The organism is Sphingomonas sp. ACRSK, assembly GCF_022346685.1.
Lineage (GTDB): Bacteria > Pseudomonadota > Alphaproteobacteria > Sphingomonadales > Sphingomonadaceae > Sphingomonas > Sphingomonas molluscorum.
Genome location: NZ_JAKRNR010000011.1, coordinates 21,184 through 39,120, shown reverse-complemented (window position 1 = coordinate 39,120; position 17,937 = coordinate 21,184). Strand labels below are relative to the sequence as shown.

21 protein-coding genes are annotated in these 17,937 nt (G+C 70.4%); 10 read left to right on the top strand and 11 right to left on the bottom strand.

Annotated features, from left to right (window positions below):
* Positions 1-224: 224 nt before the first annotated feature.
* Positions 225-419 (bottom strand): hypothetical protein, encoded by a 195-nt coding sequence (locus tag MHZ35_RS07885; RefSeq protein ID WP_239435111.1) that lies wholly within the window; start codon positions 417-419, stop codon positions 225-227.
* A 486-nt stretch (positions 420-905) separates the two neighbouring features.
* Positions 906-2,195, bottom strand: a complete 1,290-nt coding sequence (locus tag MHZ35_RS07880; RefSeq protein ID WP_239435110.1) for a GumC family protein — start codon at positions 2,193-2,195, stop codon at positions 906-908.
* 280 nt (positions 2,196-2,475) lie between these two features.
* On the opposite strand from MHZ35_RS07880, the gene rplU reads away from it, so the two are divergent.
* From rplU to MHZ35_RS07860, 4 genes are all read left to right on the top strand, one after another.
* On the top strand, positions 2,476-2,802 hold the full coding sequence (gene rplU, locus MHZ35_RS07875) for a 50S ribosomal protein L21 (protein ID WP_125958982.1): 327 nt from the start codon (positions 2,476-2,478) through the stop codon (positions 2,800-2,802).
* Positions 2,803-2,826: 24 nt separating this feature from the next.
* Entirely contained in the window at positions 2,827-3,096 is a 270-nt protein-coding gene (gene rpmA / locus MHZ35_RS07870) for a 50S ribosomal protein L27 (protein ID WP_125958983.1), read from the top strand.
* A gap of 175 nt (positions 3,097-3,271) precedes the next feature.
* Entirely contained in the window at positions 3,272-3,832 is a 561-nt protein-coding gene (locus tag MHZ35_RS07865) for a GNAT family N-acetyltransferase (RefSeq protein WP_239435109.1), read from the top strand.
* Between the two features lie 79 nt (positions 3,833-3,911).
* Positions 3,912-5,135 carry a threonine synthase gene (locus MHZ35_RS07860; RefSeq protein ID WP_239435108.1) on the top strand — a complete coding sequence of 408 codons (1,224 nt, stop codon included), beginning with the start codon at positions 3,912-3,914 and terminating at the stop codon, positions 5,133-5,135.
* A gap of 9 nt (positions 5,136-5,144) precedes the next feature.
* Here the strand turns inward: MHZ35_RS07860 and MHZ35_RS07855 are convergent, their stop codons facing one another.
* From MHZ35_RS07855 to MHZ35_RS07840, 4 genes are read right to left on the bottom strand one after another with little or no spacing between them, the layout of a single operon-like run.
* Positions 5,145-5,699 (bottom strand): GNAT family N-acetyltransferase, encoded by a 555-nt coding sequence (locus tag MHZ35_RS07855; RefSeq protein WP_239435107.1) that lies wholly within the window; start codon positions 5,697-5,699, stop codon positions 5,145-5,147.
* Entirely contained in the window at positions 5,696-6,487 is a 792-nt protein-coding gene (locus MHZ35_RS07850; RefSeq protein WP_239435106.1) for a LysR family transcriptional regulator, read from the bottom strand. Before MHZ35_RS07850 ends, MHZ35_RS07855 begins: the two co-directional genes overlap by 4 nt.
* On the bottom strand, positions 6,484-6,882 hold the full coding sequence (apaG, locus tag MHZ35_RS07845) for a Co2+/Mg2+ efflux protein ApaG (RefSeq protein WP_125958987.1): 399 nt from the start codon (positions 6,880-6,882) through the stop codon (positions 6,484-6,486). Before apaG ends, MHZ35_RS07850 begins: the two co-directional genes overlap by 4 nt.
* Entirely contained in the window at positions 6,879-8,087 is a 1,209-nt protein-coding gene (locus MHZ35_RS07840; RefSeq protein ID WP_129341908.1) for a trans-sulfuration enzyme family protein, read from the bottom strand. The genes apaG and MHZ35_RS07840 overlap by 4 nt, the downstream gene beginning before the upstream one ends.
* A gap of 130 nt (positions 8,088-8,217) precedes the next feature.
* On the opposite strand from MHZ35_RS07840, the gene MHZ35_RS07835 reads away from it, so the two are divergent.
* Entirely contained in the window at positions 8,218-9,462 is a 1,245-nt protein-coding gene (locus MHZ35_RS07835; protein WP_239435105.1) for a phospholipid carrier-dependent glycosyltransferase, read from the top strand.
* A gap of 183 nt (positions 9,463-9,645) precedes the next feature.
* On the opposite strand, the gene MHZ35_RS07830 is transcribed toward MHZ35_RS07835, so the two are convergent.
* The 5 genes from MHZ35_RS07830 to MHZ35_RS07810 form a co-directional block, all read right to left on the bottom strand.
* Complete coding sequence (locus tag MHZ35_RS07830; RefSeq protein WP_239435104.1) at positions 9,646-10,764, bottom strand: glycosyltransferase family 2 protein; 1,119 nt, start codon at positions 10,762-10,764, stop codon at positions 9,646-9,648.
* A complete protein-coding gene (leuB, locus tag MHZ35_RS07825; protein ID WP_239435103.1) occupies positions 10,761-11,807 on the bottom strand; it encodes a 3-isopropylmalate dehydrogenase in 1,047 nt (348 codons plus the stop codon). Before leuB ends, MHZ35_RS07830 begins: the two co-directional genes overlap by 4 nt.
* A 46-nt stretch (positions 11,808-11,853) precedes the next feature.
* Complete coding sequence (gene recO / locus MHZ35_RS07820) at positions 11,854-12,585, bottom strand: DNA repair protein RecO (RefSeq protein ID WP_239435102.1); 732 nt, start codon at positions 12,583-12,585, stop codon at positions 11,854-11,856.
* 9 nt (positions 12,586-12,594) lie between these two features.
* On the bottom strand, positions 12,595-12,792 hold the full coding sequence (locus tag MHZ35_RS07815; RefSeq protein WP_125958993.1) for a hypothetical protein: 198 nt from the start codon (positions 12,790-12,792) through the stop codon (positions 12,595-12,597).
* Positions 12,793-12,993: 201 nt separating this feature from the next.
* The gene (locus MHZ35_RS07810) at positions 12,994-13,842 is read right to left on the bottom strand and encodes a metal-dependent hydrolase (protein WP_239435101.1); all 849 of its coding nucleotides are present in this window, start codon (positions 13,840-13,842) and stop codon (positions 12,994-12,996) included.
* A gap of 43 nt (positions 13,843-13,885) precedes the next feature.
* On the opposite strand from MHZ35_RS07810, the gene MHZ35_RS07805 reads away from it, so the two are divergent.
* From MHZ35_RS07805 to MHZ35_RS07785, 5 genes are all read left to right on the top strand, one after another.
* Positions 13,886-14,479: a TetR/AcrR family transcriptional regulator gene (locus MHZ35_RS07805; RefSeq protein WP_239435100.1), complete on the top strand. Its 594-nt coding sequence runs from the start codon at positions 13,886-13,888 to the stop codon at positions 14,477-14,479.
* 29 nt (positions 14,480-14,508) lie between these two features.
* On the top strand, positions 14,509-15,555 hold the full coding sequence (gene obgE / locus MHZ35_RS07800) for a GTPase ObgE (RefSeq protein ID WP_125958996.1): 1,047 nt from the start codon (positions 14,509-14,511) through the stop codon (positions 15,553-15,555).
* 18 nt (positions 15,556-15,573) lie between these two features.
* A complete protein-coding gene (gene proB, locus MHZ35_RS07795; protein ID WP_239435099.1) occupies positions 15,574-16,692 on the top strand; it encodes a glutamate 5-kinase in 1,119 nt (372 codons plus the stop codon).
* Positions 16,689-17,594: an SDR family oxidoreductase gene (locus MHZ35_RS07790; protein ID WP_239435098.1), complete on the top strand. Its 906-nt coding sequence runs from the start codon at positions 16,689-16,691 to the stop codon at positions 17,592-17,594. The genes proB and MHZ35_RS07790 overlap by 4 nt, the downstream gene beginning before the upstream one ends.
* 69 nt (positions 17,595-17,663) lie before the next feature.
* Positions 17,664-17,909 (top strand): acyl carrier protein, encoded by a 246-nt coding sequence (locus MHZ35_RS07785; protein WP_229362588.1) that lies wholly within the window; start codon positions 17,664-17,666, stop codon positions 17,907-17,909.
* Positions 17,910-17,937: the final 28 nt, after the last annotated feature.

Here is a 17,937-nt window from a genome sequence, read left to right as displayed (position 1 = left end):
CCCCCCAGACACCCTCCAGATCAACCGCGGAACCCAAGCTGGCTGCGAAGATGCCGAACCTCGTCCGAACACCACGAGTCCCTCTTGCAAAGATACTCCGGCTTCAATCCCGAGCGCTTCTTCCAAGACAAACCCTGGGCTTCACGGCGTCGCGCACAGTCCCTGCCCGGCGGGCTGGCGGTTTCCTTGCTGCACGCACCCGCCAAACCAGGGAGCGCGCAAGATCATCGTGCGAGGTTCAGCGTTACCTCAACGGATATCTCGATCGAAGGAGACCAGGTCAGCTTGCTCGCGTTCGCGAACTGCTCCTGGATGAATCCAGGTTCGGCAAAACCACGGATTCCTTGCGTGATCCCGCTCAGCAGCAACGTGCTTGCGACGATCCAGCAAGCCACAAAAACCTTTATGCGCGTTCCCATTTCATCACACTCCGCCGCAGCAGTTCAAGACGAGCGGTCCCGGTGCAGTGCGCGCGAAAAGATGGACTCGCATCCAGGGTCGCGCCGGTGCACCCGTTGCTTCTACCAGACGAATCCGTCCCTGACCCAACGAACAATGGCAAAGAGGCGCCCCAGCCGCGAAGGGCAGGATGAACGTCGGAAGCGCCGCCCTTCGGTCACACCGTATTCCTGCGCAGGCAGGAATCCAGGGCCATGCAGACCAACGACTTGCGGCGCTTGGGACCTGGGCTCCTGCCTTCGCAGGAGCACGTCAGGGGTTTCGCAGAGGTATCGCTTCTCGGAAGTACGGCACGCGCGGTCTGCAAAGACCTGGCCGGGGCGAAGGTAAAGACCGCGAGTAGTTTCGCGCGCGTTCCTCGGCCGCCCGACGTCCTGAACGGTTGGGGATACACGGATCGGTGCGCAACGCGCCTTGAGGCGAGCACCCGACGTCGTGGGTTCCTCCTAGCCCAGGGCGATCACCGGGGCGCCGGTGGCGAGCTCCACGCCGTGGTCCGTGCGCACTCGCGGCTCCAGGAACTCGAGCCCCATGACCGAGGCGAGCCCGACGGCGATGCCCAGCACCGTTCCCAGCACCAGCATCAGCGGGAGGTTGGGCTTGTAGGGCAGGCGCGGCGGGTCGGCGCGATCGAGCAGGCTGGCATTGGCCTGGCTCGCCTGGCTGCGCACGAACTGCTGCCCGATCTCGCGACGCATCTGGTCGTAGATCTGCTGTGCCGCGTCGACGTCGCGCTGGAGGACGGTGAGCCGGTTCTGGTCGTCGGAGCCCGCGATCATCGCCTGCTCCCGCGCCGCGAGCCGGGCGCGGATGCTCGCCTCTCGCCGGCGCGACGCGGTGCTGGCGGCCTGCACCGATTCGGCCGCACTGCCGATCGCGGCGGACAGCTGGCCCTGGAGCGCCGCCAGCTGTGCGGTGGCGGCCTGCATGTCCGGATGGCTCGGTCCCAGCGTGCGGGAGAGTTCGGCCACGCGCGCCGCCTGGGTGGCGACGCTGGTGCGCAGCTGCTGCACCGCCATGTCGGACGCCACCTCCGGCACGCTGCGGGAACCGGCGCGCGACTGCGCTTCGGCGGCCGCCCCCTCCGCCTGGGCGAGCTCGGCATTGAGGGTGCGCAGCGACTCCGCATCCAGGTCGAACCTACCCGCCCCGACCAGCCCCCGCTCCCGCTGATAGCGCGCCAGCGCCTCCTGCGCGCGTTCGAGTCGCCCGCGCACGTCGCGGGTGCGGCGTTCCAGCCAGCTCGAATAGCCCTGGGCGGCGACCGCCCGCAGCTGCGGCACCTGCGCGAGGTAGGATTCGGCAAAGGCGTCGGCGATGCGCGCCGCCCGCTCAGGATCGCGATCCTCGGCATTGACGACCATCACGTTGCTGGCCTTGGCATTGGTGACGCTGACCTTCGCGCGCAGCGCCGCCGCCGCCCTTTCCAGCCCGGCGCCGTCCGACCCGGCACCCGCTGCGCCGCCGCCGAGCCGAACCGCCACGTCCCGCGCGACCCGGGCACTGCGAAGCACGTCGCCCTGGGTGGCGAGCAGGGCGTTGCTGCTTTGCGGCGCATCGCCGGCCATGCTTTCGGGATCGGACTGGGCGACGTTGAACAGCACCGATGCCGAGGCGCGGTAGAGTCGCGGCTGGGCGAGCGTCCAGCCGGCGACCAGCAGCAGCACCGCCGCTGCGACCAGCACCACCAGCCGCCATCGGACCAGCACCGCCGCCACCAGATCGCCCGCACCCATCCGCGCCCCCTTCTTCCGCTTCCCCGGCACGCTACGACCCGGCCCGGCCCGCGACCACGAGAAGCGACTCCATTCCCGAGTGATTCGCGCCCGAGTCGCGCAGGGCTTGTCTCCGCCCGCAGGCGGCGCTAACCGCCCCTCCCGCCCAGCCTGCGTCTCTCCCGCACGGCCCCTTGCGGGCATTCAGCCTTGACACGACGGCCGGGCTCGCCTAGCTCGCCCTCTCTCCTGCGCCGGGCTTCCCTGCGCGGGCACATGCTTTTGGGAAGTGATGAGGGCCATGTTCGCAGTCGTGCGCACGGGCGGCAAGCAGTATCGCGTCGCCGCCGGAGACAAGATCGTCGTTGAGAAGCTGGACGGCGACGCCGGCAGCAACGTGACCCTGGGCGACGTTCTGCTCGCCGGCGAGGGCAGCGAGCTGAAGTCGGTCGAGGGCCTCACGGTCTCCGCCGAGATCGTCGCCCAGGCGAAGGGTGAGAAGGTGATCGTTTTCAAGAAGCGTCGCCGCCACAACTATCGCCGCAAGAACGGCCATCGCCAGCAGCACACCATCCTGAAGATCACCGCGATCGGCGACAGCCGCGCTGACGACAGCGCAGCCGCCTGAGCGCGAACACGAGGAGTTTGAACCATGGCACATAAGAAAGCAGGCGGTTCGTCGCGCAACGGTCGTGATTCGGCCGGCCGTCGTCTTGGCGTGAAGAAGTTCGGTGGCCAGGAAGTGGTCGCGGGCAACATTATCGTGCGCCAGCGCGGGACCAAGTTCTACCCGGGCACCAACGTCGGCATGGGCAAGGATCACACTCTGTTCGCGCTCGTCGACGGCCGCGTGTCGTTCCGCGAGGGCAAGCTCGGCCGTAAATTCTGCTCGGTCGACATGCCGGCCATTGCGGCTGAATAAATAGGGCAACCAACCGGGTTGCCCACCAGGGCGACCCGGGTCCCGCAGCCAGCGGGACCAGCCAACAAGGGAGACGGGTCCGCCCCGGCTCCCTTTTTTATTGCTCCCTCTGCCCGAAACGGTCGCGCCGCTGTCATCATGACGGCGTAGGCGCCCGCGCAAGAGGAGAGCGGACATGTTCGCCCGTACCGAACGCCTGATGCTGCGGCCCGGCTGGGCCGAGGATGCCCCTCAGCTCGCCCGCGCCGCGGGCCACGAAGCGGTCGCGCGCAACACCAGCCGCATGCCCTGGCCCTATGCGCTGGGCGATGCCGAGGCATTCCTGCGCATGCCGCAGGCCCCGCGCACCCCTTCGCTGCTGGTGTTCGCACACGAGGGCGACGGCATCCGGCTGGTGGGCGGCGCCGGCCTCCACCGGAGCGACGCGGGCGCGCACGAGCTCGGCTATTGGATCACGCCCGATGCCTGGGGCCGCGGCTATGCGACCGAGGCGGCGCGGGCCGTGCTCGCGATCGCCGACACGCTGCGGATTCCGGAGGTGTCCGCCTGCCACTTCGTCGACAATCCCGCCTCCGGGCGCGTGCTGCGCAAGCTGGGCTTCCGCCCGACCGGGGAGCAGGCCCTCGCCCATTGTCGCGCGCGCGGCGGCGAGGTGCCCGCCCTGCGGTATTCGCGCGGGCTCGCGGGCGATCCGGCCTTGCCCGATCCCCGCGACGCACCGCCGCTCGCGGCCTGATCGACGAGGGGCGCGTCGTGTGCGGCGGCTCGCCCGCGGGCGCGTGACAGCGCGACGCCGTGCGGTCTAAGCAGGCGGTGTGAACGAGAATCTGCACCGCGATCGGCCGACGTTCGTCAGCCACCTCGAATGCTCGATGACGGGCGAGCGCTATGAAGCCGACCGGCTGCATGGTCTCTCCCGAGTCGGCCGGCCGCTGCTGGTCCGCTACGACCTGGCGGCACTCGGGCAGGCGGTGTCGCGCGATACGATCGCCGCGCGGCCCACCGACCTGTGGCGCTGGCGCGAGCTGCTGCCGGTGCGGCGGACCGGGAGCATCGTATCGCTCGGCGAGATCGAGACGCCGCTGGTGCCGATCCCCCGCTCCGGCGGCCCAGGCGCGATCGTCAAGGATGAGGGGCGGCTTCCCACCGGCTCGTTCAAGGCGCGCGGGCTGGTGATGGCGGTGGCGATGGCGCGCGAGTTGGGCGTCACCCGCATTGCGATGCCGACCAACGGCAATGCGGGCGCGGCGCTCGCCGCCTATGCGGCGCGCTGCGGCATCGAGACGGTGGTGCTCTGCCCGGAGGAGACGCCGGAAGTGAACGTCCGCGAGATCGCGGCGCAAGGCGCGCGCGTGTGGCGGGTCAACGGCCAGATCGACGAGTGCGGCGCGATCGTCGCGCGCGGTGCCGCGGAAGGTCGCTGGTTCGACTTCTCGACGCTGAAGGAGCCGTATCGGATCGAGGGCAAGAAGACGATGGGGCTGGAGCTCGCCGCCCAGTTCGGCTGGGAGCTCCCCGACGCGATCTTCTACCCCACCGGCGGCGGCACCGGCCTGATCGGCATGTGGAAGGCGTTCGACGAGCTGGAGCGGCTCGGCTGGATCGGGTCAAAGCGCCCGCGGATGTACGCCGTGCAGGCGTCCGGGTGCGCGCCGATCGTCCGCGCGTTCGAAGCGGGCGAGGAACATGCCGAGCGCTGGGAGGACGCCGCCACCGTCGCCGCCGGCATCCGCGTGCCGCGCGCGGTGGGCGACTTCCTGATCCTGCGGGCGGTGCGCGAGTCGGGCGGCCGGGCGCTTGCGGTCGGCGACCCCGCGATCCTCGCTGCGGTGGACGAGGCCGCGCGCAAGGACGGCCTGCTGCTCTGCCCGGAAGGCGGCGCGACGCTTGCCGCCTACCGCCAGGCACTCGCCGATGGGCTGGTCGATCCCGAGGAGCGCAGCGTGCTGTTCAACTGCGCGACCGGGCTGAAGTACCCGATGCCGCCGGCCGACAACTGGCTGGATCGCAACGTCGAGATCGACCTGGCGGCGCTGTAGCCGGGCGGCTCAGCGCGGGGGTGCGTCCAGCCACTCGTCGCGGAGCAGGCCGTAGATCAGGCTGTCGCGGATGCCGATGTGGGTTTCCCACTCGGCGCGCAGGCGGCCTTCCAGCTTGAAGGCCAGACGTTCCAGCAATGCACGCGAGGCCATGTTGTCGGGATCGGTGTCCGCGAACACCCGGCGGCGGCCCTCGCTGGCGAAGAGCTGGTCGAGCACGGCCGACACCGCCTCGTGCGCCAGCCCCGAGCCCCGATGTTCGCGGGCGATCATGTAGCCGAGCTCGCACGCGCCGTTGCGCTTCTCGCCCACCGCGACGAAGCCGATCGCCGGTCCGCCTTCCCGGCGCGCGAACACCCAGTTGCGCCAGTCGGGGGTGGCGGCGTTGCGCTCCAGGTGCGCGCGCGTTTCCGCCAGGCTCTCCATCGGCGGATGCGACCACCAGGTCATGCTGACCGGATCGGAGAGCGTCGGGTGCAGCGCCTCCGCATCGGCGGCTTCGAGCGGGCGCAGCCGCAGCCGCGCCGTCTTCAGCACCGGCAGCCCCGCCGGTGCCGCGATCACGCGCCCAGCGCCTCGACTAGTGCCCGCACCTTCTTCTGGCGCCACTGCGGCAGCGGGGCGACCAGCCAATAGCCCTCCCGCCCCACCTGCGCCTCACCCAGTGCGACCACCCGGCCGGCGGCGAGGTCGGCGCGCGCGAGCAGCTCCGGCACGGTCGCGCGCCCCAGCCCGGCGGCGGCCGCGTCGATCGCGAGGCCAGCGTCGGCGACCTGCACCAGCGCCTGCGCCTCGCCCCCCGGGCAGCCCGGCCAGCCGATCACGGTGTCGGTGGCAGATCCAGGGGCGGCGACCGTCACCAGCCCCTCGGACTCCAGCGCCTCGCCCTCGTGCACGCCCGGCCCCTCACCCCAGCGGATCGCGAGATCCAGGTTCGCCTCGGTGAACTCCACCGCGTCGTCGGCGGCAACCAGCACGAAGCGGAGCTCGCCGTCGGTGCGCGCGATTTCCGCGAGCTTGGGCATCAGCCACTTCTGGGTGAGGTCGCGGGGCGCGGCGACGGTCAGCGACTTGGACGACTGGCCCGCCTGCATGGCGCGCACCGCTTCCTCGAACTGGAGGAAACCGTCGCGCAGCGCCGCGAGACCCGCCTCGCCCTCCGGCGTGAGCTCCAGCCCCTTGGTGGTGCGGCGGAACAGCACCACGCCCAGCGTGTCCTCCAGCGCACGCACCTGCTGCCCGACCGCGGCAGGCGTCACCGCCAGCTCGTCGGCCGCGCGGGTGAACGACAGGTGGCGCGCGGCGGCGTCGAGCACGCGCAGGCCGTTCAGCGGCAGGTGCGTCCGCTTCACGCGCCCACCGCCGGTGCGGTCAGCGCAAACTTCGGAATGACCACGTCGAACGCGGCGCCTTCGGTGTCGAGCATATGGTAGCTGCCCTGCATCGATCCGGTGGAAGTGGTGAGCGGGCAGCCCGACACATAGTCGTAGCTGGCGCCCGGCAGGATCAGCGGCTGCTCGCCGACGACGCCCTCGCCCTCGACGCTATGCCGTTCGCCGCGGCCGTCGGTGATGACCCAGTGGCGGGTCAGCAGCTGGACGGCGCGCTCGCCGTTGTTCTCGATGCGGATGTGATAGGCCCAGAACCAGCGCGCCTGCGCCGGCTCCGACTGCTCCGCCAGATAGCTGACGGAGACGCGCACGGTGATCCCGCGCGTTTCGGCCACATAGGGGAAGAAGGCCTTCACAGCCCCGCCGCGGTGAGCGCCTGGTCGAGATCCTCGATCAGATCCTGCGGGTCTTCCAGCCCGACGTTGAGGCGCAGCAGCCCCTCGCCGATGCCCATCTCGACGCGCTTGTCCTCGGCAACGCTGGCATGGGTGGTGGAGGCCGGGTGCGTCATCAGCGAGCGCGAGTCGCCGATGTTGTTGCTGATGTCGATGAGGGCCAGCGCGTCGAGCAGCGCGTGCGCCTGGGTGCGCCCGCCGTCGACCTCGAACGAGAAGATCGGGCCGGCCGCATCCATCTGCGCCATCGCCAGCGCATGCTGCGGATGGCTCGGCAGGCCCGGATGGTTGATGCGCGGCACGCGCGTTTCCAGGAAGCGGCCGACCGCGAGCGCATTCTCGCTCTGGCGGCGGATGCGCAGGTCCAGCGTCTCCAGGCCCTTCAATACCACCCAGGCGTTGAACGCGGACAGCGTCGGGCCGGTGTTGCGGGTGAAGGGCAGCAGCACATCGTTGATGAAGGCGCTGGTGCCGGTCACCGCACCGGCGAGCACGCGGCCCTGCCCGTCCATCATCTTGGTCGCGGAATAGGCGACGACGTCGGCGCCGAACTCCATCGGCCGCTGCAGCGCCGGCGTTGCAAAGGCGTTGTCGACGACCGAGACAATGCCGCGTTCGCGCGCGATGCCGCACACCGCCTTCAGGTCGACCACGTCCATCGTCGGGTTGGACGGCGTCTCGAAGAAGAACACCTTGGTGTTCGGACGCGCGGCGTCGGCGAACTGCTGCGCGTCACGCGCGTCGACCACGGTGGTCTCGATGCCGAACTTGGGGAGCAGCGTGTCGGTGAGCCAGCGGCACGATCCGAACAGCGCGCGGCCGGCCACGACATGGTCGCCCTGCTGGAGCTGACAGAGCAGCGCCGCGGTCATCGCCGCCATGCCCGACGCCATGGTCCGGCACGCCTCGGCACCTTCCAAGAGCGCGATCCGCTCCTCCAGCATCTCCACGGTCGGGTTCTGGAGGCGGGAATAGGTCATCCCCTGCTGCTCGCCGGCAAAGCGCGCGGCGGCGTCGCCTGCCTTGTCGTAGCAATAGCCCGAGGTCAGGAACAACGCCTCGGAGGTTTCGCCGAACTCGCTGCGGGCGGTGCCGCCACGCACGGCCTGCGTCGCCGGGCGCCAGTTGCGGGTGATCGTGCGGTCTTGTCCGGTGGTACGCTTCATGGCGCTCGCTTTGCTCCCTTGAGGCCAGCCGTGCAAGCACTTGGGGCAGGCCCGATGCTCCGCTCCGGGGGTATGCCGCGCCGCACCCCGCCCCTATCCCCGCTCGCGCTTCCGACCTATCAGCACGGCCATGCTCTCCCGCCTGCGCGATCGCCCGTGGACCCTGGCCCTGCTGATCGGCGCGGCCGCGCAGCTGCTGTTCTGCTATCGGCTGGGCGCCCCGTCGGTGCTGACCTTCGACGAGGTCCATTATGTCCCGGCCGCGCGCACCCTCTGGGCGCTGGCGGAGCCGGCTAATACCGAACATCCGCTGGTCGCAAAGGAGCTGATCGGCCTCGGCATCCATCTGTTCGGGGACAATCCAACCGGGTGGCGGGCGCTGTCGACGCTGGCGGGGACGGCCACGGTGCTGGGCGTGTTCGCGATCCTGTGGCTGCTGTTCGGCCGCGCGCGCATTGCAGTGCTCGGCGCCGTGTTCGTGCTGCTCAACCAGACCGTCTATATCCAGGCGCGGATCGCGATGCTGGAGGGGTTCCTCGGCGCGTTTGTCACCTGCGCGATCGCCGCGCTGCTGTGGGCGATGCGTGGCCCGCAAGGGCGCGTGTGGCCGCGGCTGCTGCTATCGGCGGTGCTGTTCGGCCTGTCGGTGGGCACGAAATGGGTGGCGGCGCCCTATGTCGCCTTTGCCTGCCTGCTGATCCTCTGGACCAAGTGGCGCGACCGCGACCGCTATTTTCCTGGCGTCAACGGATTCGCGGCGGTGCTGGCGCTGGGGCTGGTCAGCATCGCCACCTATTTCGCCACCTTCCTGCCGGCCTTCTTCTACCGCCTCGATCCGATGACGCTCGGCGAGCTGATCCCGTTCCAGCACTATATGTACGAGCGCCAGACGCAGCTGCTGCCGCCGCATCCCTATCAGTCGGACTGGTGGAGCTGGCCGCTGCTGATCCGCCCGATCTGGTATTTCTACGAGCCCGACGGGGGCGTGCAGCGTGGCGTGCTGCTGATCGGCAATCCGGTGATCTGGTTCGGTGGCCTGGTCGCGGTGGCGGCCTGCCTGTGGGCGGGGCTGCGGCGGCGCTCGGCCGCGATCGGCGGCGCGGGGCTGCTGTGGGTGGCGTCGCTGGCGATCTGGGCGGCGATCCCCAAGTCGCTCGGCTTCTTCTATTACTACCACCTGTCCGGGATCTTCCTGTGCGTGGCGATCGCCGCGGCCTTTCACGCCTTTCCGCAGAGTCGGCGCCGCTATCTGGACGACGCCTTCCTGTTCGCGGCCTTGTTCGCCTTTTTCCACTTCTGGCCGATCCTGAGCGCCGCGCCGCTGGACGGGCCGGGCGCGTTCAACCGGTGGATGTGGTTCGACAGCTGGCGGTGAATCGACGTTCAGCGCAGGCGTTGCGCCCTTTCCACTCATCCGTTCGCCTCGAGTAGCCATCGAGCTCGTCGAGATGGTGTGTCGAGAGGTCGGCGGTTGCGGCTCTCTCGATACGGGCTCTCGACAAGCTCGATCCCTACTCGAGACAAACGGGGAGCGCGGAATGTCGATCCGACCGAATGCTCACGCCGCCGCCCTGCGGCCGTAGCGTCCCCAGGTGAAGCGGCTCGACAGGGCGAAGTTCCACACCGCGCCCACCAGCACGCCCGCAAGCGCCGGCACCGCCCAGGCGCCACCGCGCACGTCGTAGAGGAAGGCGGCGACGCCGACGTTGGCCACCGCCCCCACCGAGCACACCAGGCAGAAGGAGACCCAGCCGTCGAGCAGCGCCCGCGCGCCCTTCAGCCGGCGGTCGCGATAGGTGAGCGCGTTGTTGAGGAAGAAGTTGAACGTCATCGCCGCGACCGTCGCCAGGATGGTGGCAGCGACGAAGCCGATCGGCGCGAGTTCGAGCAGCAGCGCCAGCAGCCCCAGGTGCACCGCCGCGCCCGCCGCGCCGATCGCGGAGAACAGCACGAAGCGGACCGGCACGATCCGCCCGAACATGCGGTCGTAGAGCGCGATCAGATATTCGAGCGCCACGACATGGTCGAGCTTGCTCTCGCCCGCCACCCGCGTGCGGAACACATAGGGCAGCTCCACGAACCGCAGGGGCCGCGGGCTCGCCGTCACGATGTCGAGCAGGATCTTGAAGCCGATCCCCGAAAGCGACGGCACCAGCGCCCGCACCAGCGGCGTGCGGATCATGAAGAAGCCGCTCATCGGGTCCGACAGGTCGGCCTTCAGCAGCCGGCGCGACAGCCTGGTGGCGAAGGCGGACTTGGCGACGCGATCGGCGTCCCATTCCCCGGTGCCGCCGCCGTCGACGAAGCGTGAGCCAATCACCAGGTCGAGGTCCGCGTCGCCCTCCAGCGCGTCGAACATGCGCGGCAGGAGCGTCTCGTCATGCTGGAGGTCGCCGTCGATCACCGCCACCACCGGGGCGGCGGTGGCGCACATCCCCTCGATGCACGCGGTCGACAGCCCGCGCCGGCCGATCCGCTGGATCACCCGCACCCGGGGGTCGGTCGCCGCCAGGGCGCGCGCGACCTCGGCGGTGCCGTCGGGGCTATCGTCATCGACGAAGATCACCTCCCACGCCCGGCCCGCGAGCGCCGCCGCCAGCTTCTCCACGAGCAGCGCCACATTGGCGCGCTCGTTGAAGACCGGGACGACGACCGCGAGCGCGAGCGCCGGGTTCACGCCAGCCGGGCCAGGATCGCGTCGGCCATTTCGGCAGTGGTGGCGGTGCCGCCCAGGTCGGGCGTCCGCACGCCCGCGGTCAGCGCCGCTTCGACGGCGCGCTCGATCCGCTCGGCCGAAGCTTCGTCGTCGAGCGAGTAGCGCAACATCATCGCCGCGGACAGGATCGTCGCGCACGGATTGGCCTTGCCCTGCCCTGCGATGTCGGGCGCCGAGCCATGGATCGGCTCGTACAGGCCCTTCTTGCCGGTATCGAGCGCGGCCGAGGGCAGCATGCCGATCGAGCCCGCGCACATGCTCGCCTGGTCGGACAGGATGTCGCCGAACAGGTTGCCGGTGACGATCACGTCGAACTGGCCGGGGTTGCGCACCAGCTGCATGGCGGCGTTGTCGACATACATATGGGTGAGGTGCACGTCGGGATATTCGGTCGCGACGCTGTTGACGACATCGCGCCACAGCTGGCTGGTTTCCAGCACATTGGCCTTGTCGACCGAGCACAGGCGCTTGCTTCGCACGCGCGCGGTCTCGAAGCCGACGCGGGCGATCCGCTCCACCTCGCGTTCGTCGTAGCTCATCAGGTCATAGCCTTCGCGCAGACCTTCGAGCGTCGTGCGCCGGCCCTTTTCACCGAAATAGACGTCGCCGTTGAGCTCGCGCACGATCACCATGTCGATCGCGCCCGCAACCTCGGGCTTGAGCGCGGAGGCGTCCTCCAGCCCCGGAAACAGCTTGGCCGGGCGCAGGTTGGCGAACAGCCCCAGCTCGCGGCGCAGCCCAAGGATCGCCTGCTCGGGCCGGAACGCACGCTCGACCGCATCGAAGCGCGGATCACCGACCGCGCCGAACAGCACCGCATCGGCGCGCTTGGCGAGCGCCAGCGTGGCTGCGGGCAGCGGATGCCCCTCCTGCAGATAGGCGGCGCCCCCGACGGGCGCTTCCTCGAACACCAGGTCGAGCGACAAGGCCTCGAGCACGCGGCGGGCCTGGGTGACAACTTCGGGTCCGATCCCGTCTCCGGGCAACAAGGCGATCAGCGACATTCCATTCCCTTCGGCTGGGTTTCGCGAATTGCCCCGCCCGCCTCGCTCACGCAACCGCCCTTTTCAGCCTTTCGACCAGCCGCTGCCGCGCCGCCAGCGCCTCCGCCCCACGTCCGACCAGTACGTCGCGCTCCAGGAAATGGCCGGTCAGCCGCAGCGCGTCGAACAGCTGGGGCCAATCCGCCTCGCCGCCCTCGCGCAGGAAGGCGGGCAGCGGGAGCAGCCGGGATTCATAGCCTGAAGCCGCGGCGCGGCTGACGGCGCCGCCGCTCTTCGGGCTCACATAGGCGAGGCCCTCGTCGGTGCCGGTGGCGACGCAGCGCTCCAGGTCGAGGCCGAAGCCGAGCTCCGCCAGCACCAGCAATTCGTAGCGGGCGAGCGCTGCCGCCCAGCCCCGCGCCGCCGGCGCCGCCTCCACCGCGTCGAGCACCGCCGAGAGCGCCGCGTGCAGCCGCGGATAGGGCAGCCCGTCCGGCAAGGCGGTGGCGGTGAGCGCGCATGCCCATTCGATCGCGGCGGCCGCGAGCGGCTCGGCGAACAACGGCGCGCGGCTGTGCACCAGTTCCACCGTCAGCGCCGCGAGCTGCTCCTCGGTGCGCGCGCGCCATTCGCCGCGCACCAGGTTCGCCGGCTGGAGCACCGGTCGCAGCGCCCGCGAGCGCCCGCCACGGACATAGCCCGGCTGCACGCCGGCACGTTCGGTCAGCGCCCGCACCACCGCACCATGCTCGCCATGCCCGCGCACGGACAACAGGATGGCCTCGGCGATCAGGTGCATGGGTGCGCCTCAGCCCTCGCAGTAATCCAGGTACGACACGACGTCGTTGCTGGTCTGGAGATAGAGGCCGGCCTGGACCTCCTCCGGCTCGGCCGCCGCGCGCGCCAGCGCCTCGGCCAGCGTGCCGTAGAGGATGGTGGTGGCCACGCCTCCCTCGTCGTCGAGGTGGTAGAGCCGGACGGCGACATCGTGCGAGATGGTGCGCATGGGTCTGCCATGCCGCATCGGGCGGCGGGGTTCCAGTGGGCTCCGACCCTTCTCCCGCTCCCACCCCGTTTGTCTCGAGTAGGGATCGAGCTTGTCGAGAGCCCGTATCGAGAGAGCCACAACAACCGAGCTCTCGATACGCCCTCTCGACAAGCTCGACGGCTACTCGAGGCGAACGGGTATTGGGGAAGGGATCTCCCTCTACGCCGTCGCCAGTCGCGCCGCCGCGAACTCGCTGTCGGCCTTGTTGATCAGCGCGCGGTCGTCGTGGTTCCAGGGGTGGAAGCCCGGCAGGAAGAAGGCGATCCACGGCCGCACCAGGCTGCGCGCGACGCCAGGCCGGCCGAACGCATAGCGGAACAGCCGCCACTTCACGCGAGGCCCGGTGAACCCGTCCTGCTCCAGGAGGTCGAGGATGCCGCGGGTGCGGCCGCTCAGGAAGCGGGCGGTGACGATCAGCATCGCATGCGCCTTCACCACCCAGCGCCGCCAGCGGCTCCAGTCACGGGTGGCGTGCATCCACACGTCATACGCGACGCCCTTGTGCTCGATCTCCTCGATCGCGTGCCAGCGCCACAGGTCGGCCGCACTCTGGTCACCTCCCTCCAGATGGCGCGGATCGGCCAGGATCGCGTGCGCCAGGATCGCGGTGAAATGCTCCAGGCACAGGGTCGCGGCCAGCGAGACGATCGGTGGCCGGCTGCGGGCGATCGCCAGTTCCTCGTCCACGCGCGCTTCCAGGCGCGACACGTCATAGCCCTGCTCGGCGACGTGGCGGTTGAAGGCGACATGCTCTCGGGTGTGGATCGCCTCCTGCCGGACGAACGCGGCGATCTCCTCGGCCAGCCGCGGCGACACGCCCTCCCGGAAGCGCCGCACGCTCTCGATGAAGAACGCCTCGCCCTTGGGAAAGGTGACTGACAGCGCGTTGAACAGCGCGGTCCCGATGGGATCATCGTTCAGCCACCAGCGCCGCCGCGCCTGCCCACGCCCGAAGCGCAGGTCGCGCGGGGTGATCGTGAGGTCCGCGGGAGTCTTTGCCTTCGCCATGAAATTCCTCCAGTCAGGATGGAGCTATGAACTACTTACATTCATGTCAATAACGCGCCGCCGCCTGTCTTCGGCAGAGTCGCGGGAGGCGGCGCTCGATGCCGCCCGCGCGCTGCTGGTCGAAAGCGGCCCGCAGAGCGTGACCCTAAAGGCCGTCGCCGCGCGGATCGGCCGTACCCATGCAAACCTGCTCCACCATTTCGGCTCGGCCGCCGGGCTGCAGGAGGCGTTGGCCGAGCGCATGGCCGCGACCATCACCGCGGAGATCGGCGCCGCGGCGCTGCGCGCGCGCAGCAAGGGCGATCCGAGCGAAGTGGTGGACCTCACCTTTGACGCGTTCGGGCACCAGGGTGCGGGCGCGCTCGCCAGCTGGATGATCCTGTCGGGCAACCACCAGCTGCTCGATCCGGTGCTGGATGCGATCCACCGGCTGGTCGACGAACTCGCGACCGACTCCGGCCTCAGCGACCTGCCACTCGCGGACGAGACGCTGCACCTGGTGCTGATCGCGCTCGGCGACGCGCTGCTCGGCGGCGCGATGGCTAAGGCGCTGGGCCTGCCGCGCGACCGTGCCCGCGCGCTCGCGCGGCAGCGGCTTCTGTCCTCCTATGGCGTCCTGCACGAGGGCGGTGGATAAAAGCCCCGCGCGCACGTAAAGCGGCTTCCATGCATTTTCTCGACCAAGCCAAGATTTTTGTCCGCTCCGGAACGGGCGGCCCGGGTGCCGTCGGCTTCCGCCGCGAAAAATACATCGAGTACGGCGGCCCTGACGGCGGCGACGGCGGCAAGGGCGGCGACATCGTGTTCGAAGCCGTTCCCGGCCTCAACACCCTGATCGACTTCCGCTACACCCAGCATTTCCGGGCACCACGCGGCAAGGGCGGTTCGGGCTCGAACAAGACCGGCGGCGGCGGCGACGATCTCGTCATCCAGGTGCCGGTGGGGACTCAGGTCCTCGCCGAGGACAAGGAGACCGTGCTGCTCGACTTCACCCGCGCCGGCCAGCGCGAGGTGTTCCTGCGCGGGGGCGACGGCGGCCGCGGCAACGCCAGCTACAAGACCTCGACGAACCGCGCGCCGCGCCAGCACGGCACCGGCTGGCCGGGCGACGAAGCCTGGGTGTGGCTGCGCCTGAAGCTGCTCGCCGACGTCGGCCTGGTGGGCCTGCCCAATGCGGGCAAGTCGACCTTCATCAACGCCGTGACCAACGCCCAGGCCAAGGTCGGCGCCTATGCCTTCACCACCACCCGCCCGCAGCTGGGCGTGGTCAGCCACAAGATGCGCGAGTTCGTGATCGCCGACATCCCCGGCCTGATCGAGGGTGCGGCCGAAGGCGCCGGCATCGGCGACCGCTTCCTGGGGCACATCGAGCGCTGCCGCGTGCTGCTGCACCTGGTCGACGCCAATGACGCCGACGTGGCCGAGAGCTATCGGATCGTGCGCGCGGAGCTCGAGAATTACGGCGCGGGCCTGACCGACAAGCGCGTGATCGTCGTCCTCAACAAGATCGACACGCTCGACGACGAACTGATCGCCGCCCTTTCGGCTGAGCTGGAAGAGGCGAGCGGCGCGCCGGTGATCCCGATGTCGGGTGCCAGCGGCGTCGGCGTCGACTGGGTGCTCGACCAGCTGATCGAGCTGATGGATCCGGAAAACCCGCAGGTCGACGACAGCGATGAGGGCGAGGATCCGATCGAATGGTCGCCGATCTGAGGCAGGCGGACTAGCCCCATGTCGCTGTTCGCCCCCGCCGCCTGCCCGCGCCTGGTGGTCAAGGTCGGGTCCGCGCTGCTGGTCGACGCCGGCGGCGCGATCCGGCGCGACTGGCTGGGCGGCCTGATCGCCGACATCGCCGAGCGCCACGCCGCCGGCCAGCAGGTGATCGTCGTCTCCTCCGGCGCGATCGCGCTCGGTGCGCGCCGGCTGGGGCTGCCCAAGGGCGGCCGTGCCAGCCTGGAGGATGCGCAGGCCGCCGCCGCCACCGGGCAGATCGCGCTGTCGGGGGCATGGGCCGAACTGCTGGCCGACCGAGGCCTCACCGCCGCGCAGCTGCTGGTGACGCTGGACGACCTGGAGCAGCGCCGCCGCTACCTGAACGTCGCCGCCACGTTCGGCCGGCTGCTGACGCTGGGCGTCGTGCCGGTGGTGAACGAGAACGACAGCGTCGCCACCGAAGAGATCCGCTTCGGCGACAACGACCGGCTCGCCGCGCGCGTCGGCCAGGCGGCGGGGGCCGACGGGGTGGTGCTGCTGTCCGACATCGACGGGCTCTACGACCGCAACCCCACCCATGATCCCGACGCCCGCTTTATCGAGCGCGTCGAGCGCATCGACGCGGCGGTGGAGGCGATGGCCGACAGCCGCTCCGCCTCCGGCATGGGATCGGGCGGCATGGTGTCCAAGGTGCAGGCAGCCAGGATCGCGACCGCGGCCGGCGCGCACCTCGCCATCGCCTCGGGCCGGGTGGATCGCCCGCTCTCCCGCTTCGCCGACACCGGCCGCGGCACCGTGTTCGTCGCCCGCCCCGCCCAGCCGGCGCGCAAGGCATGGCTGCAGGGGCGCCTCGTCGCGTGCGGCACCATCCACATCGACGCGGGCGCGGCGCGCGCGCTCCAGGACGGGCGCAGCCTGCTGCCGGCGGGCGCCACCCGCGTAGAAGGGCGGTTCGCGCGCGGCGACCTGGTGATGATCCTGGACGAGGCTGGCCAGCCGGTCGCCCGCGGCTTGAGCGAATATGATGCGGAGGAGGCGGTCCGCATCGTCGGCCGCCGCAGCGACGAACTCGACGCGATCCTCGGCCACGCACCGCGCGCCGCGCTGGTCCACCGCAACCACATGGTGGTCGCATGAGCGTGCTGGCGATCACCGGCGCGACCGGGTTCGTCGGCGGCCGCACCCTCGCGCTGGCGCTGGAGGCGGGGCACAGCGTCCGCGCGCTCACCCGCCGGCCGCAGCCGCCGCAGGCGGGCCTGACCTGGGTGGCAGGTGCGCTCGACACGCCGGACGCGCTCGCCGATCTGGTGCGCGGCGCCGACGGGGTGATCCACATCGCCGGGGTGGTGAACGCGCCGACGCCGGAGGGCTTCACCCGCGGCAACATCGACGGCACCCGCGCGGTGCTCGCCGCGGCAGAAGCCGCGGGCGTCGGGCGCTTCGTCCACGTCTCCTCGCTCGCCGCGCGCGAGCCGGGCTTGTCGCAGTACGGCCGCTCCAAGGCGGGAGCGGAGGATGCGGTGCGCGCCTCCCCGCTCGCCTGGACCATGGTGCGCCCGCCCGCCGTCTACGGGCCCGGCGACCTGGAGATGCTGGAGCTGTTCCGCGCCGCGCGCTTCGGCGTGCTGCCGATGCCGCCGGCCGGGCGGCTGTCGCTGATCCATGTCGACGACCTCGCCCGGCTGCTGCTGGCGCTGGCCGGGCAGGACACCGGCCGCGCGATCTACGAACCGGACGACGGCACGCCCGGCGCGTGGACGCACACCGGCTTTGCCCGCGCGATCGGCACCGCCGTCGGCCGCCGCGTGTTGCCGCTGTCGCTTCCCGCCGGCGTGCTGCGGCTGGGTGCGCGGCTCGACCGGCTGGCGCGCGGGGACAAGGCAAAGCTCACCCCCGATCGCGCCGCCTATATGGCGCACCCCGACTGGACGTCGTCCCCCGACGCGCGCCCGCCCGAAGCGTTGTGGCGCCCGCGGATCGCGACCGCCGACGGCCTCGCCGCCACCGCGGCATGGTATCGCGCCAACCGGCTGCTATAGAGCGCCAAAATCGTGCCGGATTTCTGCGCCACGCAGCCCAGGAACCGCCCCATCTGCAAAGGACGCCCTGTGAGCGATCGCGCCGCCATTTTCGACACCGTCTCCCGCCTGATCGAGCCGTTCAACAAGAAGGGCGTGGCGCTGAGCGAGACCACCACCTTCGCGGGCGACCTCGAATGGGACAGTCTGACCGTGATGGACTTCGTGGCAGCGGTCGAGGACGAGTTCGACATCCTCATCACCATGAACATGCAGGCGGAAATCGAGACCGTCGGCCAGCTCACCGACGCCGTCGCCAAGCTCAAGCAGGACTAACGCCGTTCGGGCGGACCGGGCGCGTCGC

Excerpts from the sequence above, each read along its gene's own strand:
- MHZ35_RS07880 (WP_239435110.1), bottom strand. The coding sequence starts at position 2,195 with ATGGGTGCGGGCGATCTGGTGGCGGCGGTGCTGGTCCGATGGCGGCTG.
- rplU (WP_125958982.1), top strand. The coding sequence starts at position 2,476 with ATGTTCGCAGTCGTGCGCACGGGCGGCAAGCAGTATCGCGTCGCCGCC.
- MHZ35_RS07805 (WP_239435100.1), top strand. The coding sequence starts at position 13,886 with ATGTCAATAACGCGCCGCCGCCTGTCTTCGGCAGAGTCGCGGGAGGCG.
- leuB (WP_239435103.1), bottom strand. The coding sequence starts at position 11,807 with ATGTCGCTGATCGCCTTGTTGCCCGGAGACGGGATCGGACCCGAAGTT.
- proB (WP_239435099.1), top strand. The coding sequence starts at position 15,574 with ATGTCGCTGTTCGCCCCCGCCGCCTGCCCGCGCCTGGTGGTCAAGGTC.
- MHZ35_RS07835 (WP_239435105.1), top strand. The coding sequence starts at position 8,218 with ATGCTCTCCCGCCTGCGCGATCGCCCGTGGACCCTGGCCCTGCTGATC.
- MHZ35_RS07790 (WP_239435098.1), top strand. The coding sequence starts at position 16,689 with ATGAGCGTGCTGGCGATCACCGGCGCGACCGGGTTCGTCGGCGGCCGC.
- rpmA (WP_125958983.1), top strand. The coding sequence starts at position 2,827 with ATGGCACATAAGAAAGCAGGCGGTTCGTCGCGCAACGGTCGTGATTCG.
- obgE (WP_125958996.1), top strand. The coding sequence starts at position 14,509 with ATGCATTTTCTCGACCAAGCCAAGATTTTTGTCCGCTCCGGAACGGGC.
- recO (WP_239435102.1), bottom strand. The coding sequence starts at position 12,585 with ATGCACCTGATCGCCGAGGCCATCCTGTTGTCCGTGCGCGGGCATGGC.
- MHZ35_RS07840 (WP_129341908.1), bottom strand. The coding sequence starts at position 8,087 with ATGAAGCGTACCACCGGACAAGACCGCACGATCACCCGCAACTGGCGC.
- MHZ35_RS07865 (WP_239435109.1), top strand. The coding sequence starts at position 3,272 with ATGTTCGCCCGTACCGAACGCCTGATGCTGCGGCCCGGCTGGGCCGAG.
- MHZ35_RS07885 (WP_239435111.1), bottom strand. The coding sequence starts at position 419 with ATGGGAACGCGCATAAAGGTTTTTGTGGCTTGCTGGATCGTCGCAAGC.
- MHZ35_RS07810 (WP_239435101.1), bottom strand. The coding sequence starts at position 13,842 with ATGGCGAAGGCAAAGACTCCCGCGGACCTCACGATCACCCCGCGCGAC.
- MHZ35_RS07815 (WP_125958993.1), bottom strand. The coding sequence starts at position 12,792 with ATGCGCACCATCTCGCACGATGTCGCCGTCCGGCTCTACCACCTCGAC.